Below are 14,140 nucleotides of genomic sequence, written 5' to 3'. Positions count from 1 at the left end.
TCCACTCAGACAGTGTGATCGTTCCCACACGCCTGCGTCATAACAATAGATACAAGGATGAATCCGTGCCCCCTCTCACAGGCAGCTGCTTATGTAAAACCATCGAATACCAACTCGATAGCCTCGACATGCCAATCAGCCACTGCCATTGCCATACCTGCCGTAAAGCTCATGCCTCGGCTTTTGCTTCCACGGCTGGGGTGATGCGAGAACATTTTCGCTGGGTGAAAGGTCAGGACAAGCTTTCTTCCTTCGAGTCATCGAAGGGAAAGCTGCGGCATTTCTGCTCGGTCTGCGGTTCTCATTTGGTGGCGGAGCGTATGGGTCAGCCTCACGTGATTGTTCGCGTCGCGACGCTGGATGATGATCCGGGAATAAAGCCACAGGCGCATATATGGACTTCTCATGACGCGCCGTGGCTTGAGTATGACGGGGTTACCAGTTGGCCTGAGTGGCAAGAGTGAGAAGCGGACGCGGAGCGTCCAGGGCTGCATTCCCACGCAGAGCGTGGGAACGATCAATCTAGCCGTCTGTCAGCGCACAAAAACCTGCGCCGTGGTAATCGCCATATCCCCGCCCGGCATTTTGATACTCCCTACCTGTTTCAAGCTGTCGGCATCAAAAATCGCCACATCATTGAAGGTCCCGGCCAGGTAGATTTTGCTGCCGTCCTTGTTGAAGGAAATGCAGTAGTAGGAGTGATCCAGGGTTGCCGACTGCAGCAGTTTTTTCTGCTTGATGTCGTATTTGCCCAGGCGGTTGAGGACACCGAACATCAGGTTCGGATCTTTGGGCGAGCGCATGCCGGTGAAATAGATTTCGGTCAACGGGCCGAAGTCGGTGGTTTCGGCTTTACCGGTTTTCAGGTCAATGCTGAACAGGCCGTAAAGAAGTTCGGCGGTCGCCGGGTCTTCCTTTTTATCCTTGAATTTCGCTGCGGTGTAGAGCAGCGAAAAGTCATGCCGATAGGTCTGCTGGCTCCATACGTAGAGCACATCCGGCGGGCTGTACAGCGGGCGCTTCCAGTGACGACTGGGGATCAGTACGTCGAACTTGCCGGTGTTCACGTTGACCTTGTAGATATCCGCACCCGCCACGTAGAGCGTGCCGTCATCGCCGCTTTGCATGATGGTGAGCTGACGCGGCGCCGGGAAGCTGCGGACCGGTTTGGCGCTCATGCCAGCGTCGGTGGCGTAGACGTCCAGCCGTGGCTGCTGCACTTCGTAGTGATCACTGCGCATCAACGTCGGGTTGGCGACGGTGTACAGCTCCTTGCCGTCATGGCTGACGGTGAAGGCGAACATGGAACGTGCCTTCTCGCCCGGTTTCTGGGTAATGCTGGCGTGGAACACCTGCTTGCAGCTGTCCAGCTCGACGCCGTAAACATCCGCGTAGTGGTTATTCAGCACGTAAGCGATTTTGCGGTCCGGCGACAATTGAATGGAGCCCGGGCCGAAGGCATCCGGCAGTTTGCAGGTTTTGTACAGGCTGTCGGTCGCCAGATCGATGACGTGCAGGTTGTTCGGATAGTTGGTGGTCAACATGTACTCGTGACCGGTTTCGAGCACGGTGTTTTCATCGGCCAGAACACTGAGTGAGCAGGCACTCAGGATGGCGGAAGCGGCCAGGCCGCAGGCATTGATGCGAAGCATGCTGGAATCCTTTTTCTGTCCGATTATTTGTCTTTTGGAAAGACAGTGCCCAGGTTGCGCCAGCTCTCATTAGAGGCCTGCGCATCCTTGTTCCAATCCGGATAGGTGCTCATCATGTCCGGCACCTGGGCCGGCCACCAGCAAGGATCGGAGCAGCCATAGAGATCAGCTTCCATCGGCTGGCACAGCGACGACACACCGCCAAAAGCGTCGATTTCCCAACCCGGGTCGGTGGTCGAGGCGCAGCCGGCGACGGAGGTCATCGCCACCACTTCTTCCATACGGTTTTCGGCCGCGGCCTGATCGAGCTTCTGGGCTTTGTTGTTGATTGCCTTGAGATGTTTCATATCAGTGAGCCTTGCGCGGGGTGATGTAGCTGCTGATAAACGCAGGGTTGTGGGCCATGATCCGGGTGTAGACCTCGATGCCGAAGTCGACCCAGTCACGCATCAGTTCGCAGTAGTGATAGGTCGGGTGCGTCGGGTCGCCATAGCGGGCGTAGCTTTCGTGATAGCAGCCGCCGGAGCACAGGTTGCGGATGTGGCAGTCTTCGCAACCGGTGTTGGTGCGGTCCAGGCGCTGGGACAGGAAGTCGTTCAACTCGACCTGTTTCACCCCGCTGTGAACGTTGCCGAAGGTCGGCAGCGACGACCCCGTGAATCGATGGCAAAGGTTCAGCTCACCCTTGTGATCCACCGCCAGCATCTTCAGACCCGCGCCGCACGGCAGGGCTTTTTTGTGGCCTTCGTGGATGTCGGTGATCAATTGGTGCAGGTTGGAGAAACCGATATTTCGGTGCTCCAGCGCGGCCTCCAGATAGCGCCGGCCGAGCTTCTTCATGTTGGCGAAGACCTCGATCAGTTCGTCGCTGGACAGGTTGAAGGTGCTGATGTCACCGGAGGTCACCGGGGCAAAACCGACTTCGGCAAAACCCAGTTCGTTGAACAGGTGATCCCAAATGGTTTCGACGTCGGTGACGCCGGTGGTCAGGGTCACCCGCGCGCCTACCGGGCGGCTGTTGTAGCGTGACAGCAGCATCTCGGCCTTGCGCCGGACCACGTCGTAAGTGCCCTGCCCGCCCACGGTGATGCGGTTGCGGTCGTGAACGGTTTTCGGGCCGTCGATACTGACGGAGAGCCCGAAACGGTGGGCATTCAGGTAATCGACGGTCTCTTCAGTGAGCAGTGTCGCGTTGGTGGTCATCACGAACTCAACGAACTTCCCGGCCTCGGAAAAACGCTTCTCGCAGTAGTCGACCATGTGCTCGATCAGCTTGCGATTACTCAACGGTTCGCCGCCGAAGAACACCACGGTGAAACGCTCTTCATCCGGGGATTCCCTGAGCAGCATTTCCACCGAGGCGATCGCCGTGTCGACGTCCATTTTCTTGCCGGCCGACGGTTTGTCGAGATCTTCCTTGTAGCAGTAGGTGCAGCTCAGATTGCAGCCGGTGTTGACGTTCAGCACCACGGTATTGATCGCCGTGCGTTCGACCCGCTTGACGCCAATGTCCGGGGTCAGTGGCGAGCCGTCGCTGACCAGTTCCAGGGAGATCAGCTCGCGCAGGGTCTCGGTGATTTCTTCGCCGTTGTAGCGCGCGGCCAGGCGTTCAATCAGGTCGTCCGAAGAGCAACCGGGACCGCGCAAGGTATCGATAATCGTGCCCGTCAGTTCATCGCTGGCAAACAGCGAACTGCTCGGAATGTGGAACAACATACGGTCGGCATCGACGTGCACTTCGTGCAGATTCCGCTCGACCAGATTCAAAATAGCGCCCATTGCAACCTCCTGTGCAAACCCCGCTTGGCGGGGTCTGCGGTCATTCCTGAAAATGCCTGAACTACTGGTTTAGCCAGACCGATCACGGAATGGGTGGATTGTTCCAGCGTTGCACGGTGACGATCATGTGGCCTTCACCGGTCAGCGACTTTCCGGCGTCATCCACGGCTGCGATCACCTTGAGGTTGCCGGCGTTGTTGGTGGACATTTTGCGTTGTGGGTTCGGCCCGGCATCGCCCGGAGTGAACACCCCGCTGTCGGCCTGCATTTGGCCTGCGAACTTGACGTCCTCGTCTTCCTTGGCGCGGTCGTCGAAGGCCTCGACTTTCCACTGCGCCGGGAACACGCCGATCCGATATGGCTTGCCGTCAGCGCCCTTGCCCCAGGCTTCGGCATCGAAGCGACCCTGGACCTTAGGCGTCGAACCGCCGCCCTCGCCGATCCGCGCCACCGAAAACTCAGGCACGACCTTGACCTCGGCTATGTTGCTGTAGACCGCCAGCGTGGCGCCTTTAAGGGATCCGACTGTGACATCACGCAGGCCCGGCTTCGCATCCGCCGCAGCCTTGAGTTTGACCCGCAACCGCTCTGGGCTTTGCTCGATGACTTCGACCACTTCCACGCTTTTGCCAAAGCTCGGTTTGCCTTGCAGCCCGCTGCCGATCAGCGTGACTTCGGTTTCGCTGCCAGCTTTCAGGTAACCCGGTTGCACCGCCAGCAAACGACTGGAGCCCTGCTTGGCCGCAATAAAGTCCAGCCCGCGCTCATCGTGATCGGCTTCGAACATCCGGCCTTGCAGTTCGCTGCCCTTGGCGGCGAACACCTGACGCATGACCACGCCATCGATGGTCACGTTGCCGCGCCATTCGTAGCCGGTGTAGAGGATCGCGCTGCCTTCGCCATTGAACGGGCTGCCGTCGGCGTATTGGCCTTTGACGCTGACCTTGAATTGATCGGTCCCATCGGCGCTGACGGTCATCACGCCGGCCAGTTCACCCTTGCCCGGTAACTGGCCGCTGAAGCTCCAGTCGCCTGCCAATGAATCGGCTTTTGGAGCGGTTTTAAGCCACTTGTTCCAGGCCTGATTTTCCAGCGGATAACGCTTGGCCAGCAGCGGCACCATGTCCTTGCGAGCGATATCGAACCAGTCGCGGTCGCGGGCCTGTGCCTGGTACTCCAGCGACGGCCATTGCCCGAGGTGGAAGTTCACCAGGCGTTCCCATTCCTGGGCCGGCCGCCGCTGCAAGGCGACCCGCGCACCGGAGTGGCAGCGGCCGCACATTTGGCTGGTCTGGTCATCGAAGTGCTCGATGGTATTGAGTCGACGCTCCAGCGCATACCGCACGCCATCGGTCTCGCTCGGCGCCAGGCCTTGGGTGTCAGCCAGGTATTTGACCAGCGTACGACGGTCCTCATCGCTGATCTGCAGGCCATGCATGGTCTGCATACGGGCGATACTCATCAGCCAGCCTTCCGGGGTCTTGCGCTGGTGGCTGATGCGGCTCAGGCCATTGTTGGCCTCAGGGGTGTGACAACCCTGGCAGGTTTCCTTGAGGATGGTCTGGGCGTCACGCGCCGCCATGCTCGGAGGGGAATGCAGGGCTGCGCAAACGGCTATCGCCAGCAGACCGCTGCTCATGCCAGATCGGAGTTTTCTCTTCATCAACGTCGAACCTCCCACGGTGCTTTCTTATTTTTTTGAACATTGTTTTTATGGTTTCTGCCGTCGGCGGGGACACCGCTGACGGAGGCAAGAGAAACGTCTGAACTGAGCAATACACGGAGCGTGCCAGCTTATAAATAGTGTTTTTAATCAATATGTTGGTTGAAATACACGGCCCCAGACCGACCGGATCGACAGTTGTCGGCGTCTAATTTCGCGACAACTGTTCCACTCTGAGACGAGCATAGGTGACACCCGCGGAGCGCATCTGGTGTTGGATGATTTTAATGATGGGGCGTTGTGGGAAGTGATTGATCGGCTCTTAATGCCTTGAAGATCAAAAGATCGCAGCCTCCGGCAGCTCCTACGCCGAGCCAGTGCAGCCGCACGATTGCATGTGAACGCAAATCCCGTAGGAGCTGCCGCAGGCTGCGATCTTTTCGGCGTCACACCCGATTGCGCCTGTCTCAACTCGTCGCAATATGCGACACCCGCTACCATCACGGCTGACCAACTCGCTGATAAACCACAGCAAAATCAAACGATTACAGCGCCAGACCAAACTGGCACAGCCATTGCGAAAGACCTCGTCTCACGAACAATAAGAGGTCTCGCCATGCCACTCCCTTCCCTGCTCCCCGCAACCACTGCTTTTATCCAACGCGCGCCGCGCATGCTGATCGGTGCGCAATGGGTCGAGGCCGCCGACGGTCAGACCATGCCATTGCACAACCCCGCCAGCGGCGAAGTGTTGTGCGTGGTGCCACGGGCGACACCGGACGATGTTGATCGCGCGGTGCTCGCAGCGCGTCAGGCGTTCGATGATTCCGCATGGACCCGCACCCGGCCTCGGGAGCGGCAGAATTTGTTGTGGAAACTCGCCGACCTGATGCAGCGCGACGCTGAAGTGCTGGCGCAACTGGAATGCTTGAACAACGGTAAAAGCGCGGCGGTGGCGCAGGTCATGGATGTGCAGCTGTCTATCGACTTCCTGCGCTATATGGCGGGTTGGGCGACCAAGATTGAAGGTTCGAGCGTCGAGGTTTCATTGCCGCTGATGCCGGATGATCAGTTCCACAGTTTTATCCGCCGTGAAGCGGTGGGTGTAGTCGGCGCCATCGTCGCCTGGAATTTTCCGCTGCTGCTGGCGTGCTGGAAACTCGGTCCGGCGCTGGCTACCGGGTGCACCGTGGTCCTCAAGCCAGCGGACGAAACGCCACTGACCGCACTGAAACTGGCCGAATTGGTGCTGGAAGCCGGCTACCCGACGGGTGTGTTCAACGTGGTCACCGGCACCGGCATCACCGCAGGCTCTGCCCTGACTCACAACCCGTTGGTGGACAAACTGACCTTCACCGGCTCCACTGCCGTGGGTAAGGAAATCGGCAAGATCGCCATGGATTCCATGACCCGGGTCACCCTGGAACTGGGCGGAAAATCACCGACCATCGTCATGGCCGACGCCGATCTGAACAGCGCCGCAGCAGGCGCCGCCAGCGCGATTTTCTTCAATCAGGGCCAGGTCTGCTGCGCCGGGTCGCGGCTGTATGTGCAGCGCAAGCACTTCGACAATGTCGTGGCTGATATCGCCGATATTGCCAACGCCATGAAGCTCGGCAACGGCCTGGACCCGAGTGTGCAGATGGGTCCGTTGATCTCGGCCCGTCAGCAGGAACGGGTCTCGCGCTATATCGAAATGGGCCGGGAAAGCGGCGCGACCATCGCCTGTGGCGGCGAGCAGTTCGGACCGGGATTTTTCGTCAAACCGACGGTGATCGTCGACGTCGATCAGAAGCACTCGCTGGTGCAGGAAGAAATCTTCGGCCCGGTGCTGGTGGCGATCCCGTTCGACGACGAAGCCGATGCTCTGCGCATGGCCAACGACAGCCCCTACGGTTTGGGCGCGAGCATCTGGTCCAACGACCTGGCGGCGGTGCATCGGATGATCCCGCGGATCAAGTCTGGCTCGGTGTGGGTCAACTGCCACAGCGCCCTGGACCCGGCGCTGCCGTTTGGCGGCTACAAGATGTCGGGTGTGGGCAGGGAAATGGGCTATGCGGCGATAGAGCATTACACCGAGTTGAAGTCGGTGTTGATAAAGCTTTAATACTCTGCGTCCTTTGGAACCAATCGCGAGCAAGTCGGATCGCCGCACCGTCGCTCCCACATTAGATCTTCAGCGAACACTTATTTTGTATTCGACTACGATCCAGTGTGGGAGCGACGGTGCGGCGATCCGACTTGCTCGCGATGAGGCCAGAACATTCAACGCAAATCTAAGGCCGATACCCCTGCCCCAACAACCACCCTCGAACCATTTTCCCCTGCTCCACCGTCAAACCCACCAGCGCCTGTTCCGCTGGCAGGGTTTGCAGACGCCGCAACAGCGGCGCCAGTTCAACACCTTGCACGTGCCAGATCCCCAGCGGCTGATCCGCTGTGATCACCACCTCGGCCTCATCCACCAAACCGTCGCGCAACACCGGTGCGCGCTGTATCCGTAGCGAGGCGAAGTCCGGCTCTTTATGCGCCAACTCTGCGTCCGGCCACTGCCGACGAGCACGCCAGAACGGCTGCTCCTGCCAGCGCTGTTCATCAGCATAAAAGTCGCGACCGATCCGGGCGAAACGCAGAAACAGCTGCTCGACCCGCTGCTGATGAAACTGCTGGGCCAGCGCCGCGCGCTCAGGCGCTCGAAGTAAAGTATTGACCACCGTCGGCGCCTGCAACGCCGAAGACAAGGACTGGAAGATGCCGTTGCCCGACAGCGGATCGACCGCCATCGCCGCATCGCCCACCCGGATCCAGTTATCACCACAGACCTGTGGGCAAAGAATCGCCGTACTGCTGCGGGCATGCAATTGCAGATCGATTTCAGGCACCTCGCCGAAAAATTCAATCGCCAACGCCGATGCCTGACGCCTTCCCCGACAGTAATCAAGCAACTGCGCTTTGCCCGGCAACTCGGCACTGGCCACGTCCACCGTCAGTTGCCAATAACATTGGCCATCGGCCTGCCGCGCCATCCAGGCCCAGCCGTCTTCAAGACTTTCCACCGCACTCGCCGTGGTGCCCGACGCACCTTGCCAGCGGTTGAGCAGGCTGACGGTTTCCGGCCCTCGCAGCCCCTTACCCAACGCTGGAGCCTGACGCCCCCGCGACTCCACCAGAAAATCAGCCGCTATCGCCGCGCGCCCTTCGATTTCCACTCGATGGCCCGACGCCTCTGAATGCACCGCCAGCACCCGCCCTTCGATCAGCTCGACACCGGCCAGCCGCATGTCCTCGCGCAGGCCTCGATCAAAGCGCGGACGGTCCAGCAAGAACTCGATATTTTGCGCATGCTGCTGAGCATTCCAAGACACCTGACGCTGAGAAGGCAGCGTCGCACCGTCCAATGCATGGGTAAGCCCTGCGCCGCGCAGGGCATCGAGAACCCGCACCGATACGCCTTCCAACGCGGGAAAGCGTCGCCAGTCACTGACCAGAGTCACCGCATAACCAAGCCGCCGTAAACCCAGAGCCACCGCCGCGCCTGCAGGCCCGGCCCCAAGAATCAGGATCGCGCTCATGTCCAGATGCGCCGCTCAGGGCCGCGATAACGGGCATTCTCGCGCAGCCATTCGATGATCTGTGGATTGCTCGCGTCGCGGTGTTCGGCCAGGTAATGGGCGATATGCCCGCTCAATGCGCCACAGCCCAGACTCGCGCCGGATTGCCCCGGATGAGTGCCACGAACACAAGCTGCAAAGTCTGCTTGCTCGCTGTTGAGCCACGACCATTCGTGCTCGCCACAACGCGCATCGCCGGTGACCCGCAGCACTCCGGGGTAACTCGCCGGAAACACCGCCGCGCCCTGCGCCGGGCTGGACGCGCACAGCAGCACCCCGCGCTCCAGTGCCGCCGCGCAGGCCTCACGCAACAGGCTACGGTCCTGACGCAACCCCAGGCTCAAGTTGATCAGCCGTACGTTCTGTTCGACCAACCAATCAATGGCCCCGGCGATCTGCAAAGCGCTGGTCACTGCGCGCTGATCGAACACCTGTGCGACACAAAACAACGCCGCCGGTGCTCGAAGACTGATGGCGTCGATCACCGCACTGCCATGACCCAGAGGGTCATCGCGCAATGGCTCCTCAGCCAGGCCTTCGTCCTGCAAATAGAAACGCCGCCCGGCGACCACCTGCGTTCGTTGCGCCAACGAATGACCGCTGTCGACAACGCCGATCCGTAGCTCAGGCTTCATGCAACACCTTCGATGACGTGAGCACACCCTCGACCAACTCAAAGCGCAGATCGGCGTCCGCCAGAGTCGACGGTCGATGGCTGATCAGGATCCGCGTACGCCCGGCAAACAGTCGGTCGATGGCCTCGATCACCTCACGCTCCGTGGCCTCGTCGACCGCCGACGTGGCTTCATCGAGCACCAGGATCAGTGGATCCTGCAACAACGCGCGGGCAATGGCGATCCGCTGTTTCTGCCCACCGGACAGTTGCTGACCGCGCTCACCCAACGGGCTGTCGAGACCTTCGGGCAAGGATTCGATCAGGCTGTCGAGTTGCGCCAGACGCGCCACTTCGGCAATCGCTTCGCGGCTGGCATCGGGCACGCTGTAAGACAGGTTATCCGCCAGGCTACCGCGAAACAGCACAATGTCCTGACTGACCACGGCGATCCGCCGCCGCAGCTCGAACAGGTCCAGATCGCGCAAGTCGATGCCATCGAGCAACACTTGGCCAGACTGCGGATCGTGGTGACGTTGCAGCAGATCGATCAGCGTCGTCTTGCCGACGCCGGAGCCGCCGCTCAGGGCGACTTTCAGACCGTAAGGGATACGCGCATCGATGCCGCGCAAGGTCATCGGGCGCCCAGGATGGCTGAAGTGAACTGACTGGAAACACAGCTCGCCAGACGTCGGCATCGGCTGCGGATCGACCGGTGTGATGACGCTCGGTTCTTCACCGCGCAATTCCATGACCCGGCCCAGGCTGACGGTCATGCGCTGGATGGCCACGTACAAGCCGAGCAAGCTCTGCACCGGCCCCACCGCCATTCCCAGATAGGTGGAAAACGCGATCAATGCGCCGAGCTGCCAGGTGCCCTGCACCACCCAATAGCCGCCAATCAAAAAGGCACAGGCACGGGACAATGAGGTCAAGGTACCGGGGACCGACTGGGTGAAAAACTCGGTCACTTGCAGGCGCAGCAACTGACTCATGTACCCCTGGCCCAACGTCTCCAGTCGACGTGCCTCGCGTTGCTGCTGGCCGGCGCTCTGGATGAATTTCATCACCGGCAGCGTCTCGACCATGAACGACGACATGTCTGCCGAGCGCTCGCGCAACTGCCGCACATCGCGCTCGACCTTGCGCCGCATCCAGCGCAGCCAGAGCACATCCAGCGGGATCAGCACCAACGCCAACAACGAAAGTTTCCAGGACAAGGTCAGCAACATCGCCACCGAGCAGACCAACCCGATGACGCTCGATACCGCCGAGAACAGCGAGTCGACGGCAAAACGCTGGATCTCCGCGACGTCACCGTCGAGGCGCGACATCAGGTCACCGATCCGCCGTTGCCCGTAAAAGCTTGGCGACAGTGTCTGCAAATGCCGATACAGGTCATCGCGTAAGGCAAACAAGATTCGCCCGGACAACCGCGTGTGCAGGTATCGATTGATCCCCGACAGTGCCGTGCCCAGCAACCCGGCAACGATCATCAATCCGGCAATCAGCACCAGCGTGGGAAAGTTGCGCGCCAGCAGGCCGTCGTCGATCAGCAACTTGGTCAACCAGGGTTGCACCAGCACCAGCAACGAGGCGCAGACCGACAATCCAAGCAGACCGCCAATGGCCAGACGATGGGGCCGGACGAAGCTGTACAACCACTTCAGCGCGGCTTGCAGCGCTTGTGGGTCTCGGCTGTCGATCAGCCTGACGATCAAGCGTTGCATCAGTTGCGCAACTGTTTGAGTTTGCGATACAGCGTCGCGCGACTGATGCCCAGTGCGTCAGCAGCGGCCGAAACGTTGCCTTGATGGCTGTCCAGGGATTGGCGGATCAGCTCCATTTCGTTCTCGCGAATGCTGCCGGTCTGCGGCCGGTCGCTGGTGTTGAGCTCATCGAGCATGCTGTCGGGCAGATGTTCCAAACTCAGCTCAACCTCGCCTTCTTCGCGCATGGCCAACGCAGTACGCAGCACCATCTCCAATTGGCGGATGTTGCCCGGCCAGTGATAGCCGCCCAACAAAGCGTTCAAGTCCTCGCGGAGCTTGACCGCCGGAGCGCCCAACTTGCCCAACAGGCTGCTCACCAAGGTGCTGAAATCCTCACGCTCACGCAGCGCGGGCAACATCACGCTGATGCCGTTGACCCGATAGAACAGGTCCTCGCGAAAATGTTTGTCCTCCACCAGACGCTTGAGGTCGCGGTGGGTGGCGCAGATCAGCGCCACGTCGATGTCCTGCTCTTCGCCAGCGCCCAGCGGCGCGACTTTGCGATCCTGCAACACCCGCAACAAACGGGCTTGCAAGGCCAACGGCATGTCGCCGATTTCATCGAGAAACAGTGTGCCGCCATGGGCTTGTTGCAAACGGCCGATCATCCCGCCACGACGGGAACCGGTGAACGCGCCTTCGCGATAACCGAACAGTTCCGACTCGATCAGGCCTTCCGGAATCGCCGCACAGTTCACCGCAATAAAGGGTTTGTCGCAGCGGCTGCCGGCCATGTGCAGCGCCCGCGCGATGACTTCTTTACCGGTGCCGGTTTCGCCCAACAGCAACACTGGCAATTCATTGGCCAAGCCTTGGCGGGCCATACGCAGGGCCCGCGAGTAGCGGACATTATTGCCGGCCAGCGTCTCCAGATCCGGTTGGTTTTTTGCGGGTTTGCTGACACTGCGCGCGGTGCTGGAGACGTTGATCGAGCGCTGTGGCGCACGCAGGGTTTTGTAGAAAAATTCGCCTTTGGCGGTTTGCAGACTGCCGATACCACCCTGTTGCAGACGGGACAGCAGTTGCAAGCCATCCACCCCCAGAAACTCTTCGCAGCGACGCCCCACCAGGGCCGAGCGCTCGGCATGAAGCAACTGACAGGCCTGGGCGCTGACCGCCAGAATCTGCCCACCCAGACTGACCGCCAGTAGGCCTTGCCATGGCGATTCGAGGTACTGTCGACGACTGTGGAAAGCCAGGACAATTTGTTCCGGATAGCTGGAGTAGAACACCCGGCTTTCAATCTGGCTGACCGCCATGGCCAGCAATGCGGTGCTGTCATGGACTCGCCCGAGCGGACCTTCGCGGGTCAGATCGAGCACGCCGAGGATGTCGCCCTGAGGGCAATGAATCGGCACCGAAGTGCAGGAGTAATCGCTCAAACGATCGAGGTAATGCTCGCCGCAATCGATCAGGGTCGGCCGGGCTTCCACCAGCGCCGTGCCGACGGCATTGGTGCCGCGAGCGGCTTCGCTCCAACAGGCGCCGAGGGTGATGTCTTGCAGCCCACTGCCTTTGAGGCGGTCGGCGCGGCCTTCGACGGCCAGAATCGTCGCGTCGGAATTGGCCAGTATGATCAGCCCTTCTTTGCCCTGGCGAGCAGCCAGGTAGTCGATCGCCGGCATCGCGGCATCGATCAACAGCCGATTGCTGGCCAGCAACACCTCAAGACTGGCGCTCGATTCCAGGGCCAGTTCATGCTTGCCATTGAAGTGCACACCATGGCCGAGGCTGCGCCGCCACGATGCATCGATTTCGGCCCGCAACACCCCGTCAGGGACTTCGCCTTCAAGGTGAAGTTTCTCCCGGGCCAGCCGGGCTTCGTGTTGCAGTTCACTGTTTATTGTTTTTATAAGAGTCATCAAGCGCTCCGGATCGGTCCGCCCAGTAAAACCTGCGCCTGGATACTTCAGCGCCTGATGCAATCTTTACGTTAACGTCAAGGCAATGGCAAGTGCCGTATGGCGATTCACCACAACCTTGAGCCTTGTTACTCCCCCGCCACAAAAACCGCGCTCGACCTCAGATATCCCAAACCTGCGGCCCCTGAAAAAACGCCCGCGCATTGTCCGCAAGACTCTCCAGGTGATACCCGCCCTCCTGCACGATCAAACATGGCAATCCAAGGCTACGAATGCGCTCGCCCAGTTTGGCGAAGCCTTCGCGGGTCACCGCCACTTTGCTCTGTGGGTCCAGCTCATAAATGTCGAAGCCCAGAGACAGCACCAGTACATCCGCACCGAAGTCCTTCACCGCCGCCAACGCCAACTCAAGCTGACCCAGAAAGTCCACCTCACTGGCGCCGTGAGCCATCGGCAGGTTGAGGTTGAAACCTTCCCCCGCCCCCACGCCGCACTCGTCGGCGAAACCGGCAACCCCCGGATAGAAGTTGGTCGGATCACCGTGAACCGAGACATACAGCACATCATCACGGTCGTAGAAAATCTCCTGAATGCCCTGACCGTGATGCATGTCGGTATCCAGCACCGCGACCCGTTCAAAACCGCTGCGCAGCACTTGGGCAGCAATCGCCGCGTTGTTCAGGTAGCAAAACCCACCCGCCGCTTCGGCCCGTGCATGGTGCCCCGGTGGCCGACAGATCGCGTAGGCTGCCGGTTCGCCGTCGAGCAATGCCTGGGCGCCAGCGATCGCACTTTGCGCCGACCAATACGCCGAACGCCAGGTCAGTTCACCCACCGGGCAACTGCCATCGGCCAGGTAGCGTGCAGCCTGGGCGAGGATTCCGCGCAGTGCGTTGGGTTCGCGGACGAAGATGTTCGACATCACCTCATCGCCCCAGTCCTCCGGGATTTCCTTCCAGCGCTCATGGGCCTCGCGCAGGAACTCCAGATAGGCCGCACCATGCACCGCCAGCAAAGGTTGCATGCCAGCATCCTTCGGTTGCCGGACCTCGAAGCCAAGGGAGTGCGCCGCCTGCACCAGTCGCTCAGCCCGCTCGGGCATCTCTTGCGGCGTGCGCATCTGGCCGCGTGAGTAGTAGCTGCGTGGATGGTGGAGCAATTGTTCAGGATGGAAAAAACTGCGCATCA

11 protein-coding genes are annotated in these 14,140 nt (G+C 60.3%); 2 read left to right on the top strand and 9 right to left on the bottom strand.

Going from position 1 to position 14,140, the window contains the following annotated elements; genetic code table 11:
- Positions 1-65 precede the first annotated feature (65 nt).
- Entirely contained in the window at positions 66-464 is a 399-nt protein-coding gene (locus ACN1C3_RS22450) for a GFA family protein (RefSeq protein WP_419117946.1), read from the top strand.
- Between the two features lie 69 nt (positions 465-533).
- Here the strand turns inward: ACN1C3_RS22450 and peaD are convergent, their stop codons facing one another.
- The 4 genes from peaD to peaA all read right to left on the bottom strand — a co-directional run bounded on the left by peaD (position 534) and on the right by peaA (position 5,094).
- Entirely contained in the window at positions 534-1,652 is a 1,119-nt protein-coding gene (peaD, locus tag ACN1C3_RS22445) for a quinohemoprotein amine dehydrogenase subunit beta (RefSeq protein WP_419117945.1), read from the bottom strand.
- Positions 1,653-1,675: 23 nt separating this feature from the next.
- Positions 1,676-1,999: a quinohemoprotein amine dehydrogenase subunit gamma gene (gene qhpC, locus ACN1C3_RS22440; RefSeq protein ID WP_419117944.1), complete on the bottom strand. Its 324-nt coding sequence runs from the start codon at positions 1,997-1,999 to the stop codon at positions 1,676-1,678.
- 1 nt (position 2,000) lies between these two features.
- Complete coding sequence (gene peaB / locus ACN1C3_RS22435) at positions 2,001-3,431, bottom strand: quinohemoprotein amine dehydrogenase maturation protein (RefSeq protein WP_419117943.1); 1,431 nt, start codon at positions 3,429-3,431, stop codon at positions 2,001-2,003.
- 82 nt (positions 3,432-3,513) lie between these two features.
- Positions 3,514-5,094 (bottom strand): quinohemoprotein amine dehydrogenase subunit alpha, encoded by a 1,581-nt coding sequence (gene peaA, locus ACN1C3_RS22430; RefSeq protein WP_419117942.1) that lies wholly within the window; start codon positions 5,092-5,094, stop codon positions 3,514-3,516.
- A 616-nt stretch (positions 5,095-5,710) separates the two neighbouring features.
- On the opposite strand from peaA, the gene ACN1C3_RS22425 reads away from it, so the two are divergent.
- Positions 5,711-7,201 carry an aldehyde dehydrogenase family protein gene (locus tag ACN1C3_RS22425; RefSeq protein WP_419117941.1) on the top strand — a complete coding sequence of 497 codons (1,491 nt, stop codon included), beginning with the start codon at positions 5,711-5,713 and terminating at the stop codon, positions 7,199-7,201.
- Positions 7,202-7,370: 169 nt separating this feature from the next.
- Here the strand turns inward: ACN1C3_RS22425 and ACN1C3_RS22420 are convergent, their stop codons facing one another.
- The 5 genes from ACN1C3_RS22420 to ACN1C3_RS22400 all read right to left on the bottom strand — a co-directional run bounded on the left by ACN1C3_RS22420 (position 7,371) and on the right by ACN1C3_RS22400 (position 14,138).
- A complete protein-coding gene (locus ACN1C3_RS22420) occupies positions 7,371-8,666 on the bottom strand; it encodes an NAD(P)/FAD-dependent oxidoreductase (RefSeq protein WP_419117940.1) in 1,296 nt (431 codons plus the stop codon).
- The gene (locus tag ACN1C3_RS22415; protein ID WP_419117939.1) at positions 8,663-9,340 is read right to left on the bottom strand and encodes a peptidase S8 and S53 subtilisin kexin sedolisin; all 678 of its coding nucleotides are present in this window, start codon (positions 9,338-9,340) and stop codon (positions 8,663-8,665) included. The genes ACN1C3_RS22420 and ACN1C3_RS22415 overlap by 4 nt, the downstream gene beginning before the upstream one ends.
- Entirely contained in the window at positions 9,330-11,048 is a 1,719-nt protein-coding gene (locus tag ACN1C3_RS22410) for an ABC transporter ATP-binding protein (RefSeq protein ID WP_419117938.1), read from the bottom strand. Before ACN1C3_RS22410 ends, ACN1C3_RS22415 begins: the two co-directional genes overlap by 11 nt.
- Positions 11,048-12,952 carry a sigma-54-dependent Fis family transcriptional regulator gene (locus tag ACN1C3_RS22405; RefSeq protein ID WP_419117937.1) on the bottom strand — a complete coding sequence of 635 codons (1,905 nt, stop codon included), beginning with the start codon at positions 12,950-12,952 and terminating at the stop codon, positions 11,048-11,050. Before ACN1C3_RS22405 ends, ACN1C3_RS22410 begins: the two co-directional genes overlap by 1 nt.
- Before the next feature lie 160 nt (positions 12,953-13,112).
- Complete coding sequence (locus ACN1C3_RS22400) at positions 13,113-14,138, bottom strand: histone deacetylase family protein (RefSeq protein ID WP_419117936.1); 1,026 nt, start codon at positions 14,136-14,138, stop codon at positions 13,113-13,115.
- Positions 14,139-14,140 lie beyond the last annotated feature (2 nt).

The sequence above is a fragment of the Pseudomonas sp. H11T01 genome (assembly GCF_048515765.1).
Taxonomy (GTDB): domain Bacteria; phylum Pseudomonadota; class Gammaproteobacteria; order Pseudomonadales; family Pseudomonadaceae; genus Aquipseudomonas.
The sequence above is the reverse complement of the archived record's forward strand: the minus strand, read 5'-3'. Positions and strand labels throughout refer to the sequence as shown.